Raw genomic sequence first — 21648 nt, 5'->3', positions numbered from 1 at the left:
AAGGGGAGGTGAAGGGGTTGAACCCAGAAAAAGAAGAGAACATCGCAACTGAAACGATGAATGAAGAGGCGGCACAAGCTGCCCATAATCATACAGAAGACATTCCTGCTGCTGATAACGCGACAGCGGAGTCCAGCGAAGGGAATACTTCTTCGAGCGAAGGTGCAGTGGAGGATGCTGAGCTTGCCAAAGCAAAAGCAGAAGCAGAGGAATACCAGCAGCGCTTCTTGCGTGCGCAGGCAGACTTCGATAACTTCCGCCGCCGCACACTGAAGGAGAAGGAAGATCTCGCGAAGTATGCTTCTGCGAAGCTCGTTACTGAGCTGCTTCCTGTGCTCGACAACTTCGAGCGCGCACTTGCAACTGAGCAAGCGGCGAGCGAAGCTGAATCATTCATCAAAGGGGTAGACATGATCTTCCGCCAGTTGGGCCAAGTGCTGGAGCAGGAAGGTGTGAAGCCGATGGAAGCTGTCGGCCAGCCTTTCAATCCAGAATTCCATCAAGCGGTAATGACAGTCGAAACTGATGAATTTGAAGAAGGCACTGTAGTTGAAGAACTGCAGAAGGGCTACTTGCTGAAGGACAAAGTATTGCGTCCGGCAATGGTCAAAGTTAGCGGATAACGTGAACGTACAAGCCGGATTACACGGCCAATGTATGAGCACATCACATTAAGAAATTCATGGTAAATGAGAATCGAAGTTAGTTAGAGGAGGATATATTCATGAGTAAAGTAATTGGTATTGACTTAGGTACAACAAACTCTTGCGTTGCGGTTATGGAAGGCGGCGAAGCTGTCGTTATCCCGAACCCAGAAGGTGCGCGCACAACCCCTTCCGTATTAGGTTTCAAGAAGGATGGAGAGCGCGTTGTTGGTGAAACAGCGAAGCGTCAAGCGATCACAAATCCTGATCGTACCGTGATCTCCATTAAGCGTCATATGGGAACAAACCATAAAACATCAATTGATGGCAAAGACTTCACACCGCAAGAGCTTTCCGCAATCATTTTGCAAAAATTGAAATCCGATGCAGAAGCTTATTTGGGTCAACCGGTTACTCAAGCCGTAATCACAGTTCCTGCATACTTCAACGATTCCCAACGTCAAGCAACGAAGGACGCTGGTAAAATCGCAGGTCTTGAAGTTCTTCGTATCGTCAACGAGCCTACAGCGGCAGCGCTTGCTTACGGCGCAGACAAAGAAAACGATCAAACGATCCTCGTATACGACTTGGGCGGCGGTACATTCGACGTATCGATCCTTGAGCTCGGCGACGGCTTCTTCGAAGTTAAAGCGACAAGCGGCGACAACCAATTGGGCGGCGACGACTTCGACCAAGTTATCATCGATTACTTGGCTGCAGAATTCAAGAAAGAGCATGGCATTGACTTGGCTAAAGACAAAGCAGCTGTGCAACGCTTGAAAGATGCTGCTGAAAAAGCGAAAAAAGAATTGTCTGGCGTAATGACAACAACAATCAGCTTGCCGTTCATCACGGTTGTTGATGGAGTGCCTCAGCACTTGGAAGTAAACTTGACTCGTGCGAAGTTCGAAGAATTGTCTGAGAACTTGGTTGAGCGTACACTTGGCCCAACTCGCCAAGCGATGCAGGATGCAGGCATGACTCCTGCTGACATCGACAAGATCGTTCTTGTCGGCGGTTCTACTCGTATCCCAGCGGTACAAGAAGCAATCAAGAAGCTTACAGGCAAAGAGCCTCACAAAGGCGTTAACCCGGATGAAGTGGTTGCACTTGGTGCAGCCGTTCAAGCTGGCGTATTGACTGGCGACGTGAAGGACGTTGTACTGCTCGACGTAACTCCATTGTCCCTCGGTATCGAAACAGCAGGCGGCGTATTCACGAAAATGATCGAGCGCAATACTACGATTCCTACAAGCAAATCGCAAGTGTTCTCGACTTATGCAGACAACCAAACGAGCGTTGAAATCCATGTGCTTCAAGGTGAGCGCTCCATGGCTGCTGACAACAAGACACTTGGCCGCTTTATGCTGGCGGATATCCCACCAGCTCCACGCGGAGTGCCACAAATCGAAGTTAGCTTCGATATCGATGCGAATGGTATCGTAAAAGTATCTGCACAAGACAAAGGTACTGGTAAGACTCAAAACATCACAATTACTTCCTCCAGCGGCTTGAACGATGAGGAAATCGACCGCATGATGAAGGAAGCAGAAATGCATGCGGAAGAAGACAACAAGCGCAAAGAAATGGTCGAAGTGAAGAACAGCGCTGACCAATTGGTATACACAACGGAGAAAACAATTAAAGACTTGGGCGACAAGGTTGACCAGGCTGAAGTAGATAAAGCAAACGAAGCAAAAGAAAAAGTGAAAAAAGCACTCGAAAGCAACAACGTTGACGAGATCAAAGCAGCAACAGAAGAGTTGACGCAAATCGTACAGCAGTTGTCTGTGAAGCTGTATGAGCAAGCTGCTCAAGCTCAGCAAGCAGCACAAGGCCAAGAGCCAGAGCAAGGCGCAGCGAAGAAAGACAACGTCGTTGATGCTGACTATGAAGTCGTAGACGAAGACAAGAAATAAGCTTTTCGATGGTGAGGTCAAAGCCGGGAGCACTCGGCTTTGACTTTCCTTTTGCAGTGAATTCGTATAGTCTTCTATAGAGGTATGCTACGAAAGCGTATGGGGGTGGAATAGTGGCGAAACGAGATTATTATGAAGTGCTTGGCGTTGCCAAAGGTTCTGGCGACGACGAGATTAAGAAGGCGTATCGCAAGCTCGCACGCCAATATCACCCGGATGTCAACAAGGCCGCGGACGCAGAAGACAAGTTCAAGGAAGTCAAAGAAGCGTACGATGTGCTAAGTGACAATCAAAAACGGGCAATGTATGACCAATACGGTCATGTCGATCCGAACCAAGGTATGGGTGGCGGCGGAGGCGACTTCGGCGGATTTGGCGATATCTTCGATATGTTCTTCGGCGGCGGTGGCCGCAGCAAGGATCCGAACGCGCCTCAGCGTGGCGGAGATTTGCAGTACACGATGACGATCGAATTCAAGGAAGCTGTATTTGGCAAAGAGATGGACATTACCATCCCGCGTACCGAGCAATGCGACACATGCTATGGTTCTGGAGCGAAGCCGGGAACGAAGCCAGATGCATGTACGACTTGCCACGGAACAGGACAGCAAGAAGTCGTGCAGAATACGCCGTTTGGCCGCATGGTCAACCGTCGTGCATGTTCGACATGTCAAGGCCGAGGCAAAATTATTCGTGAAAAGTGTGGAACTTGTCACGGTGCAGGTACTGTGAAGAAGCAGCGCAAAATTCATGTCCGCATTCCTGCGGGTGTCGATGATGGCGCACAGCTGCGCATGAGCGGCGAAGGGGAAAGTGGACTTCGCGGCGGGCCGAGTGGGGATCTGTATATCGTAATCCGTGTGAAACGCCACGAGTTCTTCGAGCGTGACGGGGACGATATCTATTGCGAGATTCCGCTTACGTTTGCGCAAGCAGCGCTTGGCGACGAAATTGAAATTCCGACGCTGACGGAGAAGGTGAAGCTGAAAATACCGGCTGGTACACAGACGGGCACGTTCTTCCGCCTGCGTAACAAAGGGGTTCCTCGCCTGCGCGGTTCCGGTCAAGGCGATCAGCATGTGAAGGTTGTTATCGTGACACCGACGAAGCTGTCTGACGAGCAGAAGGAGCTGCTTCGCCAATTCGCAGAGAAGAGTGGCGAACATCCGAACTACGGCGGGAATGAAGAATCGTTCTTTGATCGGATGAAGCGTGCTTTCCGCGGAGATTAACAATAATTTCATACAACTGCGATTGGCCGATTTGTCTATACCATTTATCATTCATGTATATGTTCATAATTTCGGTCGGAGCATAGAGAAGGATCACAACGAACGTATTGAGATTTTCAATGCGTATGTTGTGATCCTTTTTATTGTTTCTTAGAGAACTATGTACGACTGTATTTACGCTATATGCATAATCCGATGGGAACTGACTCAAGTTATGGAGGAGATATATTGATGACGAACCCGAAGGAGGCGCACCATGAACAATTTCCATGATACGCATAACCGCCCCTCAAGCGCTTACAGCGAGCAGGCAGATGCGGACGTTAATCAACAGGTTGTCCCAGCGGACGGCAAGTTTGAGGATGTGGAATTTTCATATGAAGAGGCGGATCGCGATGACTTGAAGGCATTGGAGCGTGCGAATCAGGCCGATGAGCGTGCGGAACAGTCGTGACACGCATAACAGCTACTTTTGAGCATGCTTCGGCTGCAGATGTATGTGAGCGCAAGCTGGAGGCATTAAGAGGGCAAGACATACGTATTACGGCAGGCGACGACTATTACATGGTCAGCGCGGATGTTGAAGAGGACGTGCTGGATCGGGCCTATGCGCTCATCCGCGACCATTTAGGCGAAGCCTCCAAGTGAGCGCCGACAACTGAATAATGCGTTGAATGAATCAACATAAAGAGGCAAAACTCCACAGCGATAGCGCTCCTTAGTGAACGCTCGTTGTATGGAGTTTTGTTTTTGTGTACAATAAATAGAATGTGTAGCTATTTTAAGATGTATAGGAGGATGTACGATCGTGCATTGGCATGAATTAACGATACATACAACCGAAGAAGCAATTGAAATGATATCGAACTTTTTGCATGAGGCTGGCGCTGGGGGCGTGACGATTGAAGAATCGGGGACGCTTAACAAGCAGCGCGATACTACGTATGGGGAATTGTATCAATCTCCACTGAACGATATCCCTGAGGGACAAGCAGTCGTACAAGGATATTTTGCAGATGGAACGGATTTGAAGGAAGTAGAAGCAGTCATTCGTGAGCGTATTGAAGAACTCAGAAGCTATCAGATCGATCCGGGTGAAGCTCTAATTTCGTGGAAGACCGTTCATGAGGATGACTGGGCAAATGCATGGAAGCAGTATTTCAAGCCAGCGCGTGTTACAGAGCGATTGACAATTAAGCCGACATGGGAGTCCTATACGGCGCAAGAAGGTGAGCAGATTATTGAGCTGGATCCAGGGATGGCATTCGGTACGGGAACACATCCGACGACCTCGCTCTGCTTGCGTACCTTGGAAAGTGTCGTTCAAGGCGGAGAAGATGTCATTGATGTTGGGACAGGCTCAGGTATATTGGCAATTGGAGCCTGCAAGCTTGGCGCCAAGCATGTGCTTGCGATTGATCTGGATCCGGTTGCGGTATTAAGCGCGAAGGAAAATACCAGCTTGAACGGTCTAGCCGATGAAATAACAGTGCGAGAAGGCGACCTGCTTAGTATTATCAAAACGAGCGGTACCGATGAGGAGCAGGAGCTTGGCGTGCAGCTTCCGGTTCAGATCGTAGTAGCCAATATTTTGGCGGAGATCATTCTGCTGTTCGTCTCGGATGTCTACGAAGCATTGCAGCCAGGCGGAGTTTACATCGCATCAGGCATTTACAAAAATAAAGAAGACGTCGTGGAGCAGGATTTGCTCGCGAAAGGCTTCATTGTTGAAGCGAAGCACCGGGAAGAAGACTGGATTGCATTCGTTGCGCGCAAGCCGTTTGAATAGAGGAGAGGGGACAATTTATGGATTTTCTAAATAGCCTGCTGGTAGTCAAGCTGGAGTTGCTGCCCTTTCTCGTACTGTCACTGTTGATTTCGTTCACTGTTCACGAATTTGCACATGCTTACTCCGCATGGAAATTTGGTGATCCGACAGCGAAGATGCTCGGCCGCGTCAGTTTGAACCCGACGAAGCATATTGATTTCCTTGGTATGCTGTTGTTCGTCATCGCTGGCTTCGGATGGGCAAGGCCTGTTCCAGTCAATCGGGACAACTTCAAAAAGCCGCGTGCAATGGGGATTGTTGTATCCGCAGTCGGACCGCTCAGCAACTTGCTATTAGCGTTCATTGGTACATTGGTGCTTCATCTTGGATTTAAATTGGGGTTTGTCGATGTGGGATCTGGGAATCGGATCCACTTGGCATTATTTTATTTCTTGTCTTTCTTGATCTCGAACAATGTCCTGCTGTTCTTGTTCAACTTAATTCCACTGCCGCCGCTTGACGGCTATCGCATAGTGGAAGATTTGGCGCCGGCTCATGTACGTTCCCGGCTGCAGCAGATTGAACAATGGTCGATCTTTATCTTCTTGATTATCGTGTTCATCCCTGTGTTGCGGGATAAGACGCTAGGGCCTTTGTTCAGCTTGATCCAGCCGATCATGAGGGAGATGTCCCGAGCAGCTATGTTCATCGTAGGCAGTTAAGAATGCCCGCGCAGCAAGCTGTCCACGCTGTCTAAGGAGTAACCAGAATACGAGTGAAAAATGTTGACAATGCTGGCGAATGCCGCTTAAAACGTGTATGATGAGGAATGTTGATTACGATGCAGAAATATTTTGTGCCCTCCGCGCAGTTCGGAGATCAAAGCATACAAATTACGGGCAATGATGCCCACCATATTATGAACGTAATGCGCCTCAAGCCTGGAGCTGAGATATTGGTCAGCGATGGGGAGAAGCGTGAGGCGGTCGTCGTGATTGAGCAGTGTGGTGCGGATGGGGTAGAAGCTCGAATTGTCGAGATGCGGGACTTCGACCGTGAGCCGACCGTACAAGTAACCATTGCGCAAAGCTTGCCGAAAGGCGATAAAATGGAGCTTATCATTCAGAAATGCACGGAGATTGGTGCCGTGCATTTCATGCCGTTCATCTCAGAACGGACAGTTGTTCAATATGACAGCAAGAAGGAAGCGAAGCGCTTGGAGCGTTGGGGCAAGATTGCGAAGGAAGCAGCTGAGCAGTCTCATCGGAATGTTGTCCCGACGATCGCAACATCAATGAACTGGAAGGCCTTGACGGCTCAGTTCGCATCCTATGACCTTGTTCTTATCTGCTATGAGGATGAGCGAGGGACGATGCTGCGCGACGTATTAGAAGCGTTCGCACCTACACAGGGCGACATGCAGGGAAGTATGGCGAAGCAAGCTCGAATGATGGTTGTCATCGGGCCTGAGGGTGGATTTGCTGCGCAGGAAATTCATTCCGCTGTGGAAGCTGGAGCACGATGTGTCAGCTTAGGCCGCCGCATATTGCGAGCAGAAACGGCAGGAATGGCTGCATGTGCCTGCATCATGTATCAATTCGGAGAAATGGGGGGAATGTGAACGATGCCATCAGTAGCATTTTACACATTGGGCTGCAAAGTCAATTTTTACGATACAGAAGCGATCTGGCAATTGTTCAAAAATGAAGGCTATGAGCAGGTCGACTTTGAGCAGACGGCAGATGTATACCTGATTAATACGTGTACTGTAACCAATACAGGCGACAAGAAGAGCCGTCAAATCATTCGTCGCGCTGTGCGCCGCAATCCTGACGCAATTATTGCGGTAACAGGATGCTATGCGCAGACATCGCCTGCGGAGATTCTTGACATTCCTGGCGTTGATCTCGTTATCGGCACACAGGATCGTGAGAAGTTGATGGATTACATTCGTGAGCTGCATGAACAGCGCCAGCCTATTAATGCGGTACGCAACATTATGAAGACACGTGCATTCGAGGAGTTGGACGTGCCTGATTTCGCAGAGCGGACGCGTGCGTTCTTGAAGATTCAAGAAGGCTGCAACAACTTCTGTACATTCTGTATTATTCCTTGGTCGCGTGGTCTATCCCGCAGCCGTGAAGCGGAGAGTGTGTTGAATCAGGCTCGCCAGCTCGTAGCGGCAGGCTACAAGGAGATTGTGCTCACAGGGATTCATACCGGTGGATACGGCGACGATATGGAGAACTATGACTTGACCGATCTGCTGTGGGATTTGGACAAGGTAGAGGGGCTTGAGCGTATTCGTATCAGTTCCATTGAAGCCAGCCAAATTGATGATCGCATGATCGAAGTACTGAACAAGTCCTCGAAAATGTGCCGTCATCTGCATATTCCGCTTCAAGCGGGCAATGACGAAGTATTGAAGCGGATGCGCCGCAAATATACGACGCAAGAATTCGCGGAGAAGATTGCTCGTATTCGCGAGGCAATGCCGAATGTGGCGATTACGACAGACGTCATTGTAGGCTTCCCAGGTGAGACGGATGAGCATTTCCGTCAAGGCTATGAATTTATGAAGCAAGTGGGCTTCTCTGAAATGCATGTATTCCCGTATTCGAAGCGTACAGGTACTCCGGCTGCGCGCATGGAGGATCAAGTGGATGAAGAAGTGAAGCATGCTCGCGTTCATGAGCTGATTGATCTGTCTGAACAAATGCAGCTGGAATATGCACAGAAGTTCGTTGGAGAAGTTGTCGATGTGATTCCAGAACGGAACACGAAGGGCGATGAAGGTGCTGGCATGCTGATGGGCTACTCGGACAATTACCTTCAAGTAATCTTCGAAGGAGATGAGTCCTTGATTGGCCAATTATGCCGTGTGAAAATTACAGAAGCGGGCGTGAATGAGAATCAAGGTATTCTTACACGCGTTATTGGCCAGGAGCCAAATGTTGCTTCCTAATCGCCTTGTCTAACCAGGATAGGCTATTGGAAATAGAGAAAAATGCAATAAGCTAGAGAACGAAACAACCGAAACTACTGAATAAAGAATCGAGGAGGATTCTCCGCTCAGCAATGGCTGAATGGATGAAATCCTCTTTCTTTTCGGTTAGGATATATACATAGGAGTAACGAACATAGATGGAGGTGCGCAAGATGAAGGAAGTATCCGCAGGAGGAGTCGTTTACCGCAGAAGAGGGGAAGGAATTGAGATCCAACTGATCCAAGATCGGTATGGCAAGATCTCGCTGGCCAAGGGCAAGATGGAGGCCGGAGAGACGATTGAACAGACGGCGTTGCGTGAAATATGGGAAGAGACCGGGATTCATGGACGAATCGATACCAAACTCGATACCATTTATTATCAATATGTACAACCACAAGCGGGTACAATTGATAAAGAGGTGCATTATTTCCTCGTTGAGGCAGAGGAAGGCAAGCTTCATGCGCAAATTGAGGAAATTCGCAGCGTAGAGTGGTACAGTCCACAAGAAGCGTGGGAGAAGCAGCGTGAGTTCGGATATGATAACAACGACCACATCCTGCAAAAGGCATTTGAAGAATTGTCCATATCCGTAAATCTTTAATTCTCTGCACATTGCAGGAAGGAGAGAGTTTGCATGACGGATCAGCTTCAATTGGCACCATATATCGATCATACCCTGTTAAAGCCGGAGGCGACAGCGCGCGATATTGAGAAGCTGTGTGCGGAGGCGAGCCGATATCACTTCTACAGTGTGTGCGTGAACGGATCTTGGGTACCCGCTTGTCGCGATCTACTGAATGGAACCGGTGTGAATGTGACGGCGGTATGCGGCTTTCCATTGGGAGCTAGTTCCAGTCAAGCCAAGGCATTTGAAGCGGCCCGGGCGGTAGAGGATGGGGCTGCTGAGATCGATATGGTTCTGCAGATTGGAAGCCTGTTAAGCGGAGATGTGAAGGCTGTTGAACAGGACATCGCCCAGGTTGTCCGGATGGTTGAGGGAAGCGTGATCGTCAAGGTCACCTTGGAGACAGGCATTCTCCATACAGAGCATAAGATTGCGGCATGCAAAGCATCGGAAGCGGCAGGTGCCCACTTTGTCAAAACGTCGACCGGCTTCGGCAAGGGCGGGGCAACGCTGGAAGATATTCGTCTGCTGCGGGCACATGTACCTGTGCATATGGGCGTTAAGGCTTCCGGCGGCATTCGGGATACCGCCGCAGCGCTCGCAATGATTCAAGCGGGAGCAACGCGCATCGGCACGAGTTTCGGTATTGCAATTGTTAACGGATCCGGTTCCAAACCGGCAGGTAACACAAAGGCAGGGCCAGGAGGGAACTTGCAATATTAAAAATGGTCTGGGCGTGTGCAATCTGACCGGCGGCGTCGGAGCCAAATACGGCGCTAAGCTGTCCGATCTGGCTGATAAAAGGATAGAATAGGACAGCGCCGCCAATGTTCAGCACGACATGGGTCCAGGCGACGAACTGTCCGCTTCTTGTCCCGCCAAGTGAAGCAATTACGGCTGTGAAGCAGGTGCCAACATTAGATCCAATTGCGATCGCAATGCCAACTTCAACGGGTAATGCCCCGGTAGCTGATAATCCCATGGCCATTGCAATAATAGCTGCACTGCTGTGCACGAGTGCTGTTATGACGACGCCCGCTGCCAGCGCCCAGAGCAGACTGTCGCTTGATCGTTCCAAGAACCAAGTGAATAGTCCGCGCTGCTGCAGCGGCTCACTAATCTGCTTCATCCATTCAATGCCGAGCATAATGAAGGCGAAGCCTGCCGCGGCAAGGGAGCCGAATTGGAGCGGCGGCCACCAAGAGGCGATGCGATGCAGCAGCTTAGGCTGATATTCGTCGGCCAATGCCCCAATGAACCATCCGGCTAAGGACAGGAAGAGGAGGGGCTTGGCGAATTGGCTTATATTTAGACTAATCAACTCGGTTGTCAGACAAGTGCCGATATTGGTGCCAAGAATGATGCCGAGCGTGCGGGAGAAGTTCATAATACCGGCATTGACCAGACCTATCGTAATGACCGTGATGGCCGTGCTGCTCTGCAGTACGGCTGTCATGCCTGTGCTGAACAGCATTCCATGTATAGGGGTGCGGGTAGAACGGTGTAGAAACCGCTGCAGGTAGGGGCCAGCCCAAGCATGCAGGGCAAGCTCCATCGTTTTCATTCCGAATAGAAACAGTGCCAATCCGCTAAGGAGCGGGAACCAAATTTCTTTAAACATGAAGGGCTCCTTTGTCATCCATAATTCGCCGCAATAAGCTATTCCATTCTATGCTTGCGAGTGGACAACCATGACATGCCATTGGAGCTGAGAGGAGAACTGTAATTGAATAGGCCTTATGTGAAATTAATCCGTTCGCGGAAAAAGAGAATTGAACGCTCCCATCCTTGGGTATATCAATCAGAGATTGAAACAGTCGAAGGAAATCCTCAGCCGGGGATGCTTGTCGATGTCCAGAACGCTCAGGGGAAATACATTGCAACAGGCTATTATAATCCTGCCTCGCAAATTACGGTGCGCATCGTATCCTATGAGCCGATTGAAGCAATGGATGAGGCCTTCTTCAAAGAGCGAATCGAACGTTGTGTTGCACATCGTCAGCGCTTCCTGCCTGGAGCCAAGGCTTATCGCCTCGTATACGGCGAAGCAGACTTTCTGCCAGGACTTATCGTGGATCGCTTTGGCGATGTTCTCGTTGTGCAGATTGTGACGCTGGGCATGGATGTCCATCGGGAAGCGTTGGTGGCAGCCCTAGTCGATGTCATGCAGCCGCGCGGCATCTATGAGCGCAGCGATGTGCCAATTCGTGAGCGTGAGGGTCTTGAACTGAAGACAGGCGTGCTGTATGGAGATTGTCCGCGCCATGTCCAAGTAGAGGAGAACGGGCTTATCATAGAAGTTGATATCGTAGAAGGACAGAAGACAGGCTACTTCTTCGACCAGCGTGAGAACCGCGCTTCCATTGCGCCGCTTATGACAGGCTGGGGAGCTCGCAGCGGCATCCACATGGGCGAAGTAGAGGCCGAGGATGGAACCGTGCAGAGCTTGCCACTCAATGCGAAGGGAAAGCCGGTTACATTCCCATGGTGGGATGGTGCGACGGTGTTGGAATGCTTCTCTCACACAGGAAGTTTCACGTTGAATGCTTGTAAATATGGAGCCAAGAAGGTCACTTGTCTCGATATTTCCGAGCATGCGATCGAGAGTGCAAAGCGCAATGTCGAACTAAACGGCTTTACAGACCGTGTCGAGTTTGTCGTTGCGGATGCCTTCGCTTATTTGCGTGAGCAGGTTCATGGCTTGGAGGAGCGCACGCAGCGGGCAAGCGGAGAATCTAGTGCGAAGAAGGTGGATACTTCGAAACCGATGACTGCTGGAGGCGGACGTACGTGGGATGTCGTCGTGTTGGATCCTCCGGCCTTCGCGAAGACGCGAGGTGCTGTCGAAGGCGCGTATCGGGGCTACAAGGACATCAATTTGCATGGTATGAAGCTGGTCAATGAAGGTGGCTATCTTGTGACAGCAAGCTGCTCCTATCATATGCGTCCGGACATGTTCATGCAGTCGATATTGGATGCAGCCCAGGATGCAGGCAAGGTGCTGCGCCTTGTCGAATGGCGTCCTGCCGGCAAGGATCACCCGCAAATTGCGGGAGTGGATGAAGGCCATTATTTGAAGTTCGCCATCTTCGAGGTTCGCTCGAAGTAATCTTCCTAAAGTAGCGATAGGATAAGGAAGAATAAACAAGAAAAGCGCCATTCATTGCAGACAGGTTTGGGATCGTCTGCAATGAATGGCGCTTGCTGTATATATGGGATAAAGTCAGCAGTTAGCATATATTTGAATTTCTTCGGTTTCCTCACTCTATGCTCTTATTCCAGTTGTCGAACGGGTAATAAATGCGCCGCCAAGCCAGCGTCCATATCCACCAGACTGAGCCCAGTTGAGAGTGCCATCCAGTACCTGCTGGCCGCTTTTGGTTAAGAGGAGGTGACCAGCATCGGCTAATGGAGACTTGAAAGGTTCCGGCAAGGAGGATGAGGAGGGAGATAGCCCGAGCAGAGGAGCGTCTCCGCAGGTCATTCGGCGCAGGTACCCCCAGAATTGCATATCCCCAAGTCCATATTGCGGCAGTTGATTGCGAACAATCTCGAAGCACTTCTGAAATGTAACAGCTCCATCTTGAACTGCGCCTAGCGTGGATCGCTCTACAATCCCGATTCCATCCTGTGTTGAGGGGTAACGGGAGAGGTGGAATTGAAGCGCTTCCGTAATAGCGCAAAATGGAGCAGGGATACTGCTTGATTCCTGAGCCCATTGTGCAATTTTCAGTGGGTTTGGACTTGTATACGCAATCCAAGCAGAACGCATCCATTCGATGTGCTCAGCGGATAACCGTATGGCGGCATCTCGATAAGGGGCCAACTGCTCTCCCGTCAGCGCCCCAAATCCGAGATAGCGATCATGTTCAGCAATGGAGGCGATGTCGATCCAATATAGCTTGGCATGCGCATTCTCTTGTGTCAGGCGATCTACTAAGCGGAGCAGCATGGTAATGTCGAACAGATCGTGTTCGAACCATAATGCAATCTCTTGAGCAGGCAAAATATCTGATTTCCACGTGCGTTCCTGTTCATTTCCTCTTTGCAAAAAAACAGTGGAAGGCAGCCCGCACATTCGCTCCAATTGCAGCGCTCGATAAGCCAGATACTGCTCAAGCCTAGCGTATACGGGGCCTTCGGTCAGCAGCTCTGAATATACCCATACCTGCTCATTCCACAGCTGTTCGGCGACTTTGGTTAGCTGTATGGCAGTACAATTTCCATTGACAATATGTATCATGACAATCAGCCTCCTTATTCGAATAGAGGGTAGGTTGAACATGAGCCTCGCCTTCGATTACGAAGTTACATGATGCACTGCAACTCACAAGAAGCAGATGGCGAATATCGGCATCGTTTCCAAACATGTGTTCTATCGCTAGTTTGAAATATGATATAATGAAACCTAATGCTAGAATCGGGTGTAACCGAAATTATATACCAATTATTGGTTTGATCATAGTGTATCATATCGTGGCAAGTAGATGCCATGAATCGCATTTAGGGAAATGGAGGGATCACTTTGCCGTTGCATTTTGTCATCGGTCGTTCCGGCAGTGGCAAGACGGAGCATGTGTTAAGAAGCGTACGAGATGAGCTTCGCAGCCAAGCGGACGGGGCACCGATTATATGGATAGTCCCCGAACAGGCAACCTTTCAGGCAGAGCATGCTCTCATTCGTGAGGATGGAATCGCTGGCATATTGAGAGCGCAAGTACTAAGCTTCCGGCGACTTGCGTATCGCGTCATGCAAGAGGCTGGCGGCACTGCACTAACAGCGATCAATGAAGAGGGCAAGAAGATGCTGCTCTACAAGATTTTGCAGCGCCGCAAGTCAGATTTGCCTTTATTTGCGGGTGCAGCAGAACAATTCGGATTTATCGAGAAGCTTAACGATCTCTTTGATGAGATGAAGCGGTATCGAGTAGAGTCCAGTGAAGTTGAGGAGCATCTTGCTTTTTTGGACGCTCACATGACAGGACAACCGCTGTTATCCGCGAAGCTTCGCGACATTTCCAGCATCCTGCATGAGTTTGAATCGGAATTGGCTGGTCGTTACTTGGATGGGGAAGACGTGCTTGCTCGGTTGTCCGAGGGTGTTGCAGCATCGGAGTACGTGAAGAGCGCTGATATTTGGATTGACGGGTTTCACGGATTTACCCCACAAGAATATGCGGTTCTCGCTTCGCTCATTCTCCATGCGCCGAATGTAAGTGTGACGCTGTGTTTGGATAAGGCGTACGCGCTTGGCGAAGTTCCGCATGAGCTGAATTTGTTCCATCCGACGGCTACTACCATGCTGAAGCTGTTAGAGATGGCCGATACGCTTGGCGTGGACATCGGGAGTATAACGCATCTTGACTCGAACGAAGAACCACTTCCGCGTTATGCAACTTCCCCGAAGCTTGCTCATCTAGAGCGGCATTTTGAACGCAAAGTGCCCTATCGTGAGCCGGAAGTTAATGTGAAGAGCAAGGATAGCCATGCGTCCGATCACGATACGAATCGAGAGGTTACGGTGCAGGCGGCAGTACATCGCCGCGCCGAGGTTGAAGCGGTTGCTGGGGAAATGCTGCGGCGTGTGCGCAATGAGCAGGTACGCTGGCGGGACATGGCGGTAATGGTGCGGAACATTGCACATTATGGTGAGCTGATTGATACGGTATTCACCGAGGCGGGGATTCCCTATTTTACGGATCAGAAGAAATCAGTCCTGCATCATCCATTTGTTGAGATGACGCGAGCGGTGCTTGATATCATAATAGGCAATTGGAAATACGACGCAGTATTTCGGTTTGTCAAAACCGATTTTTTGCTGTCCGAAGATGGTTCGATTACAAGAGAGCACTTTGACAAGTTGGAGAACTATGTGCTTGCATGCGGCATCGAAGGGGGCAGGTGGACAAGCAAGCGTCCATGGCCTGCAATGCCGGAAATGTCGCTTGATCCTGATCATGCAGATGGAGCAGCGGAGGGCACAGCTGAAGAAGCTGAGGCTGTTGAACGGCCAAGACATGCTCCAGAGTGGGTGGAGCAATGCCGCAGCATCATTGCCGATCCGATTGCTGAGCTTGCACGCGCAATGAAGGCGAGCTCGAACGTTCGCGGCATGTGCGAGGCTATGTATGCGTTCTGGATGGCGCTTGGTGTGCCTCATAAGCTGGAGCGCATGAGCCAAGATGCTTTGCTTGACGGAGAGGTTCAACTATCACGGGAACATCGGCAAATATGGGGGGCTCTCTTAGATATACTGGATCAAATGGTAGAGATGGTCGGCGAAGAGAAGATGAGCATTGAATTGTTCGGCGGCATGCTGGATACCGGATTTGAGAGCATCAAGATGGCGCTTGTTCCGCCAGCGCTGGATCAAGTGCTCATTGCTTCGATGGATCGGACAAGACCCGGCCAAATTAAGCACTTATATATGCTTGGCGTGAACGATGGCGTTATACCAGCTCGTCCGATTGAGGATGGCGTGCTTACGGAGCATGAACGGGACACTCTGCAGCAGATAGGCATGGAGCTCGCGCCTGGCGTCCGCCGCAAGCTTCTGGACGAGCGGTTCTTAATTTATCAGTCCTTCGCGACGCCTAGCGACAGTCTGTGGATTAGCTACGCACTCGCTGATGAAGAAGGGAAGACATTGCTGCCGTCCGAGGTGGTTCGGCATGTACGCGGCATGTTCCCACGTGTACAAGAGCGGCTCGTCATGGCTGAGCCGAATGAATTCATGATTGAGGAGGAGCAATCGGAATTCGCTGTCTATCCGGAATCTGCGCTGAAACACCTGATTGTTCAGCTGCGACAGTGGCGCCAAGGAAGACCAATGGCGAATATATGGTGGGATGTATACCGCTGGTTCGCCGCGCAGCCAGCATGGCATGATCGGCTGAAGGTGCTGATGGGCTCGCTATTGTATCGGAATCAAGCAGAGACACTTACTCCGACCACAAGCCGTCACTTGTACGGTACTGCCTTGCGAACCAGTGTGTCTCGCATGGAGCGCTTCGTAGCCTGTCCGTTCTCGCACTTCGCCTCCCATGGCTTGAAGCTGAAGGAACGTCGGGTATATCGATTGGAGGCTCCAGACATCGGGCAGTTGTTCCATGCAGCGCTCAGCCGCTTTGCCATAGATTTGCAGAGCTCGAATCGAACTTGGGCAGCGCTGTCGGCGGATGAATGTCGAGCAGAAGCAGATCGTATCGTGGATATGCTTGCCCCAAAATTGCAAGGGGAGATTCTTCTTAGCTCGAAGCGTTATGAGCATATCTCGCTCAAGCTGAAGCGAATCGTTGGCCGTGCTGCTTCCGTGCTTGGAGAGCATGCTCGCAGAGGTCAGTTTGAGCCAATTGGACTGGAAATGGATTTTGGTCCGGACAAGCCGCTGCCGCCGCTTCGATTTACTCTAAGCAATGGATGTACGATGGAGATCATCGGAAGGATTGACCGGGTGGACAAGGCGGACAGTGACCACGGCGTGCTGCTTCGCGTCATTGACTATAAATCGAGTTCGACAGATTTGAAGCTGCAGGAAGTGTATTACGGTCTGTCGCTGCAAATGCTCACTTATTTGGATGTATTGATTACGTATGCGGAACTGTGGCTCGGCTCGTCGGCATTGCCTGCTGGCACACTCTATTTCCATGTTCACAATCCTTTGTTGCAGGCGGCGAATGGAATGAGTGTGGAGCAAGCTTATGAGCAAATGATGAAGAAATATAAAATGCGTGGACTCGTCCTGGCGGATCGCGAAGTTGTGTCCTTGATGGATGAGCCGCTTGAAAAAGGGTATTCAGACATTCTCCCGGTTGCGGTGAAGGCGGATGGGTCGTTCTACAGCAATGCATCTGTTGCGACTACGGAGCAATGGGATATGCTGCGGGGAACGGCTCGCCATGTGATCCAAGATATCGGAACCCGGATTACAGATGGTGATGTTCGGATAGACCCTTATCGCCTTGGGACGAAGAAGGCATGTGATTTTTGCAGTTATAAGCCAGTCTGTCAATTCGATGAGTTGACCGAAGGCAACGACTATCATGTATTGCCGCGGATGACGAAGGACGAAGTGTGGATGAAGATGGAAGGAGGAGCAGCGGACAATGAATCAGAACGAGAATCATAATGGGGACGAAGCGCTCGGCGGCAAGCGGCAGCAGGAGCTGGAGTTCGATCTGCTGAATTGGACACAGTCTCGTTCGGATGCTGTAGAGGCATCGCCTACAGTAAGGGTGCTGCCAGATAAGCCGGAAGGAAGCACCTGGACAGATGAACAATGGCGTGCTGTCGTTGACGGGGGACAAAATGTGCTTGTCGCAGCTGCTGCTGGATCAGGGAAGACAGCGGTTCTCGTGGAGCGTATTATTCGGACGATTAGTGATGAAGAACAACCCGTCCATGTCGACCAGCTGCTTGTTGCCACCTTTACAAAGGCGGCTGCATCCGAGATGAGAGAGCGTATTCGGCTTGCCTTGGAGCGGGAATTGGAGGCGAAGCCTGATTCTGAGCATCTGCGCCGTCAACTGGCGCTATTGAATCGCGCTTCTATCACGACACTGCATTCCTTCTGTCTGGAGGTTATTCAGCGCCATTTCCAATCGGTGCAGCTCGATCCGGCCTTTCGCATAGCAAATGACACGGAGACAGAGCTGCTGCGGCAGGACGTATTGGAGGAATTGTTTGAACAGCGCTATGCGGACGGTCACTCGGAATTCAAGCGAATGGTTGATTGGTTCAGCGGGGAACGCAGCGATGAAGCCGCATTCCGCTTAGTGCAGCAGTTGTTCGACTTCTCGCGCAGTCATCCATGGCCGGATGAATGGATGAAGGAGATGTCCGCTTCGTTCGAGGTGCAATCGGTGGAAGAACTGGGCAAGTCACCTTGGACGACAAGTGTTATGCAGGATGCACGCCTGACCTTGAATGGAATTGTAGAACTGCTGCGGCAGGCGTATCGATTATTGGACGCTCCTGGAGGCCCTGAGCCCTATCGGGAGGCACTAATTCAGGAATTGTCAGGTGCTGCTGCATTGGCTGAGGCCGCTGAACATGAATCATGGGAGAGGCTTTTCTCCTCATTTGACTTATTGGCGTTCGGCCGTTTGGCTGCTTGCCGGGGAGATAAGTACGATAAATCACTGCAGGAGCAGGTGAAGCGTCTTCGCGACCAAGCAAAAGCGAGGCTGCAGCAGCTGCGGGACGAATTGTTCCGCAGAACACCAGAGCAATTTCTACAGGAACTGAACGTGATAGCCCCAATCATGCATACGCTGGCTGATGTTGTCATTGAATTCGGTGAACGCTTTGAGGAAGCAAAGCGCAAGAAGGGATGGCTGGATTTTTCGGACTTGGAGCATTATTGCCTTCGAATATTGCGCCATCCAGACTCGACATCAACGCATACGATTCCTTCGGAAGCAGCTAGACAGTATGAAGAACAATACGTTGAGATCCTGCTCGATGAATATCAGGACACGAACATGGTTCAAGAAGCGATTGTGAATCTGATTACGCGTTCCGGCGCTGGCAACCGCTTCATGGTAGGGGACGTTAAGCAGAGTATTTACCGCTTCCGCCTTGCCGAACCAGGTCTGTTCTTGAGCAAATATGAATCTTATTCTTCAGATAGCTCCGAGCAGAAGGGGATACGCATTGATTTGGCACGCAATTTCCGCAGCCGACAGGGTGTAGTAGATGCGGTCAATATGCTGTTCCGCCAGATCATGAATGACCGAGTAGCTGAGCTGAAATATGATGAAGCTGCTGAGCTCGTTTGCGGGGCGACTTATCCAACCTTGGAACAAATCAGCGATGAATTGCGTGCTGCTCAGCGCGAGCCGAATATGGAGCAGCTTGCAGAACGCCAAAACTATGCAACCGAGCTTGTGCTCATCGAGAAGGCTAGTACAAGTTCTGATGCTGAGCTGGCCTCCGATGAAAATGAGGATATTGATTCAGATGTGGAAGCTGCGGCTGTCGAAGCGCTTGATCCTGCTGAGATGGAAACAGCACGCCTTGAGGCGCGGGCAATTGCGGCAAGAATCCGCAGGCTGCTCGGGGATGAAGGAACAGAGCCGTTCCTCGTGTACGATAAGCATTTGAAGCGAATGCGTCCAGCGACGTATCGGGATATTGTAATTTTACTTCGGGCGACGCAAGCATGGGCACCACTCATGGTAGAAGAGCTGAGATTGGAAGGCATTCCTGCTTACGCCGAGTTCAATACGGGCTATTTTCAGGCTACGGAGGTAGAAGTTGTACTCTCTTTGCTTCGCGTTATTGATAATCCGCAGCAGGATATTCCATTGGCGGCGGTTCTCCGCTCTCCGATTGTCGGACTTACGGCTGAAGAGCTGGCACAAGTTCGACTGCAGGGAAAGGAGATTTCTTTCTATGATGCTGTGTGTAAAATGATGCAAAATGAAGCGGGAGAACAAAAAGCTGAGGAGGTCTCAAGCGACACTGGCTTGCAGGATAAACTGAATCGCTTTCTGTACAAGCTGGAGCATTGGCGGTCGGCGGCACGTCAAGGAAGTCTATCGCAACTCATATGGCGGCTGTACCGGGAGACGGGTTATTACGAATGGGTAGGCGGCTTGCCAGGAGGTATGCAGCGGCAGGCCAATCTGCGAGCGCTATATGATCGGGCGCGTCAATACGAATCCTCTTCCATTCGTGGTCTGTTCCGGTTCTTACGCTTTATTGACCGCATGCGCGATACAGGAGGAGACTTGGGAACTGCTCGTGCGTTAGGGGAACAAGAAGATGTAGTTCGCATTATGACGATTCATAAGAGTAAAGGGCTGGAGTTTCCAGTTGTTTTTGTTGCAGGACTGTCGAAGCGATTCAATCAGCAAGACTTGAACTCGCCATTCTTGATGCACAAGCGGCTCGGATTTGGGCCGAAGTTCGTAGATGAAGAGCTCCGAGTTTCTTACCCGACACTTCCGAACTTAGCAATTCGCAGACAAATGAAACTGGAACTGCTTGCTGAGGAGATGCGGGTGCTGTACGTCGCCTTGACAAGACCGAAGGAGAAGATGATTCTAATCGGTACTGTCAATGATCCAGAGAAGTCGATTCGGGAGTGGGGAGAAGCACTCGATGTAGAGTCCTTGCTGCTGCCTGATTATATGGTGGCACGGGCACGTTCCTACATGGATTGGATCGGGCCATCTGTTATTCGACATATGTCCGCGTCGGAATGGCGCCGATTCGCGGGGCTTCCGAATCGGAACGGGGAGTGCCTGCATGACGATCGCTCGGAGTGGAGACTGTCAATTATGTCCGCCGCGGTTCTTGCATCTGGTACAGCACTCGGCGGAGTGGAACTGGATGAGGATAAGGCGCAGGTGCTTGAGGCATTGGAGCGGTTGGAAGTGCAGGAGAACATGCCGTCAAGCGATTGGCAAGCTGCGCTGGATGAGCGGCTTCGCTGGCGGGATCCGAATCGGATTGCAACTTTACTACCAGCGAAGACTTCAGTCACGGAAATGAAACGGATGTCGGCGTCGGATGAATGGCCAGCCGACCAATGGATTTCAGAGCCTCGTACCGACGAGCATGAGCCGGTCGATAGAGCGATGGCTGGGAATGAAACAACTATGGACAATGGCCACTCCTTGGAGACATCAGGGGGAAATGGCTCCGCTACATCTTCTCCCAGGAGTGAAGAAGGCTTCACGCTGCATCTGCGCCGTCCTAAATTTATGGAGGCTAGCAAGGTGACGCCAACGGAACGGGGGACGTTATATCATTTATTTATGCAGCATATGCCTTTGCATTCGGATGTGACGATAGATACTGTTCACAATACCCTGCTCTATTTGGTACAGCATCAATATATGACGGACAAGCAGGCGGAAGCGATTGATCAAGCTGCGGTAGCTGGCTTTTTCGAGAGTGAGGTTGGCCGTCAACTGCTGCAGGCAACATGGGTGAAGCGAGAGCTTCCGTTCAGCTATGGTCTGACAGCTGCTGAAGCTTATACGATCGAATTGACGAGACAGCTGCATCTCAGCTCCGGGAATAGCAATCTCGCTCAGGAGCCCCCTGCTCATGAAGATGTGCCGGTAGCTGAGCCAGTTTCTAGCGAACAACCAACGCTGGACAACGATCGGTCGGGGAAATCGTCGATGGAGCGGTTTGTGGCAACTTCGACCTTCGCGGCACGAGACACATCTGGCTTGCTAGATCAGGAGACGGTACTTGTTCAAGGGGTCATAGACTGCCTGTTCGAATGGGAAGGGCAGCTCGTGCTGCTCGATTATAAGACAGATAGGGTGCTTGCACATCGAGGCGGCCTAGAGGCACTAACGGAGCATTATCGTTTCCAGTTGAATTTATACGCACGTGCAATCGAACAGATTTGGCATCGTCCAGTCGACCGTAAGGTGCTGTACTTTTTCGATACTAAGCAAGCGTGTGAACTATAGTCTATTACAATCGCAGGAAGAAAGGAGAGACAA

The 21648-nt window shown here is 50.7% G+C and carries 16 protein-coding genes; 14 read left to right on the top strand and 2 right to left on the bottom strand.

Translation table 11 applies throughout. The features are described from left to right. The first annotated feature begins 17 nt into the window (after nucleotides 1–17). The 11 genes from grpE to deoC all read left to right on the top strand — a co-directional run bounded on the left by grpE (nucleotide 18) and on the right by deoC (nucleotide 9901). A complete protein-coding gene (gene grpE / locus BLS15_RS10670; protein WP_021256826.1) occupies nucleotides 18–623 on the top strand; it encodes a nucleotide exchange factor GrpE in 606 nt (201 codons plus the stop codon). 101 nt (nucleotides 624–724) lie between these two features. Continuing rightward, nucleotides 725–2563 carry a molecular chaperone DnaK gene (dnaK, locus tag BLS15_RS10665; RefSeq protein WP_021256825.1) on the top strand — a complete coding sequence of 613 codons (1839 nt, stop codon included), beginning with the start codon at nucleotides 725–727 and terminating at the stop codon, nucleotides 2561–2563. Nucleotides 2564–2673: 110 nt separating this feature from the next. Beyond that, on the top strand, nucleotides 2674–3795 hold the full coding sequence (gene dnaJ / locus BLS15_RS10660) for a molecular chaperone DnaJ (RefSeq protein ID WP_036592446.1): 1122 nt from the start codon (nucleotides 2674–2676) through the stop codon (nucleotides 3793–3795). Nucleotides 3796–4051: 256 nt separating this feature from the next. Further along, the gene (locus tag BLS15_RS10655) at nucleotides 4052–4249 is read left to right on the top strand and encodes a YfhD family protein (protein ID WP_021256823.1); all 198 of its coding nucleotides are present in this window, start codon (nucleotides 4052–4054) and stop codon (nucleotides 4247–4249) included. Further along, entirely contained in the window at nucleotides 4246–4443 is a 198-nt protein-coding gene (locus tag BLS15_RS10650; protein WP_021256822.1) for a hypothetical protein, read from the top strand. The genes BLS15_RS10655 and BLS15_RS10650 overlap by 4 nt, the downstream gene beginning before the upstream one ends. Before the next feature lie 160 nt (nucleotides 4444–4603). Beyond that, nucleotides 4604–5584 (top strand): 50S ribosomal protein L11 methyltransferase, encoded by a 981-nt coding sequence (prmA, locus tag BLS15_RS10645; protein WP_021256821.1) that lies wholly within the window; start codon nucleotides 4604–4606, stop codon nucleotides 5582–5584. Between the two features lie 17 nt (nucleotides 5585–5601). Next, nucleotides 5602–6285 carry a site-2 protease family protein gene (locus tag BLS15_RS10640; protein WP_021256820.1) on the top strand — a complete coding sequence of 228 codons (684 nt, stop codon included), beginning with the start codon at nucleotides 5602–5604 and terminating at the stop codon, nucleotides 6283–6285. Nucleotides 6286–6404: 119 nt separating this feature from the next. Continuing rightward, complete coding sequence (locus tag BLS15_RS10635; RefSeq protein WP_036592545.1) at nucleotides 6405–7184, top strand: 16S rRNA (uracil(1498)-N(3))-methyltransferase; 780 nt, start codon at nucleotides 6405–6407, stop codon at nucleotides 7182–7184. A 3-nt stretch (nucleotides 7185–7187) separates the two neighbouring features. Then, entirely contained in the window at nucleotides 7188–8528 is a 1341-nt protein-coding gene (gene mtaB / locus BLS15_RS10630; protein WP_021256818.1) for a tRNA (N(6)-L-threonylcarbamoyladenosine(37)-C(2))-methylthiotransferase MtaB, read from the top strand. Between the two features lie 194 nt (nucleotides 8529–8722). Next, nucleotides 8723–9154: an NUDIX hydrolase gene (locus BLS15_RS10625; RefSeq protein ID WP_028531296.1), complete on the top strand. Its 432-nt coding sequence runs from the start codon at nucleotides 8723–8725 to the stop codon at nucleotides 9152–9154. Nucleotides 9155–9187: 33 nt separating this feature from the next. Continuing rightward, complete coding sequence (gene deoC, locus BLS15_RS10620; RefSeq protein ID WP_090511378.1) at nucleotides 9188–9901, top strand: deoxyribose-phosphate aldolase; 714 nt, start codon at nucleotides 9188–9190, stop codon at nucleotides 9899–9901. Here the strand turns inward: deoC and BLS15_RS10615 are convergent. Then, nucleotides 9834–10799, bottom strand: coding sequence for a Na/Pi cotransporter family protein (locus BLS15_RS10615; RefSeq protein WP_090511373.1), 966 nt, complete (start codon nucleotides 10797–10799; stop codon nucleotides 9834–9836). The two genes, deoC and BLS15_RS10615, sit on opposite strands and share 68 nt — an antisense overlap. A 105-nt stretch (nucleotides 10800–10904) precedes the next feature. On the opposite strand from BLS15_RS10615, the gene BLS15_RS10610 reads away from it, so the two are divergent. Next, entirely contained in the window at nucleotides 10905–12287 is a 1383-nt protein-coding gene (locus BLS15_RS10610) for a class I SAM-dependent rRNA methyltransferase (protein ID WP_021256814.1), read from the top strand. A gap of 156 nt (nucleotides 12288–12443) precedes the next feature. Here BLS15_RS10610 and BLS15_RS10605 read toward each other — a convergent pair whose 3' ends face one another. Next, nucleotides 12444–13421 carry a DUF1835 domain-containing protein gene (locus BLS15_RS10605; protein WP_021256813.1) on the bottom strand — a complete coding sequence of 326 codons (978 nt, stop codon included), beginning with the start codon at nucleotides 13419–13421 and terminating at the stop codon, nucleotides 12444–12446. 282 nt (nucleotides 13422–13703) lie between these two features. On the opposite strand from BLS15_RS10605, the gene addB reads away from it, so the two are divergent. Both addB and BLS15_RS10595 read left to right on the top strand, forming a co-directional pair. Then, the gene (gene addB / locus BLS15_RS10600; RefSeq protein ID WP_021256812.1) at nucleotides 13704–17306 is read left to right on the top strand and encodes a helicase-exonuclease AddAB subunit AddB; all 3603 of its coding nucleotides are present in this window, start codon (nucleotides 13704–13706) and stop codon (nucleotides 17304–17306) included. Continuing rightward, nucleotides 17284–21615 carry a UvrD-helicase domain-containing protein gene (locus BLS15_RS10595; protein ID WP_090511369.1) on the top strand — a complete coding sequence of 1444 codons (4332 nt, stop codon included), beginning with the start codon at nucleotides 17284–17286 and terminating at the stop codon, nucleotides 21613–21615. The genes addB and BLS15_RS10595 overlap by 23 nt, the downstream gene beginning before the upstream one ends. Nucleotides 21616–21648: the final 33 nt, after the last annotated feature.

The organism is Paenibacillus sp. cl6col (genome assembly GCF_900102125.1).
Classification (GTDB): Bacteria; Bacillota; Bacilli; order Paenibacillales; family Paenibacillaceae; genus Paenibacillus_B; species Paenibacillus_B suaedae.
Note: the sequence above shows the minus strand (reverse complement) of the source record. Positions and strands in the feature narration are given on the sequence as shown.